1 protein-coding gene is annotated in these 509 nt (G+C 39.9%); it reads left to right on the top strand.

The genetic code is table 11. The annotated features are described in order from the left end of the window. Positions 1–509: glutamine synthetase III domain-containing protein (locus AC4FQX_RS15245; RefSeq protein ID WP_491168575.1), on the top strand; the 509-nt coding region annotated here is incomplete at both ends.

Consider the following 509-nt stretch of genomic DNA (forward strand, 5'->3'; position numbering starts at 1 on the left):
CAGAAAGTAAAGGTGTTACCCATTTCACACACTGGTTTCAGCCACTAACCGGTACTACAGCTGAAAAACATGATTCTTTCTTTACGATAAAAAGTGATGGCACTGCCATTGAAGAATTTGATGGGGCCGCTTTAATTCAACAAGAGCCGGATGCCTCTTCTTTCCCAAGTGGTGGTTTAAGAGCAACTTTTGAAGCAAGAGGTTATACTGCATGGGATCCCTCCTCTCCTGCTTTCATCATAGAAATTGGAAGAGGCAAAACTTTATGTATTCCAACAATTTTTGTTTCATACACAGGTGACTCATTAGACTATAAAGCACCTTTATTAAAAGCTTTGGAATCACTCAACAAAGCGGCAGTTGACGTTTGTAATTATTTTGATAAAAATGTAACTAAAGTAACCGCCACCCTAGGTTGGGAACAAGAATATTTTGTTATTGATGAAGCACTTGCCAATGCTCGCCCAGATTTAATTCAAAGTGGCAGAACGGTTTACGGTGCAGCACCT

Source organism: Flavobacterium sp. AK-301 (genome assembly GCF_058310215.1).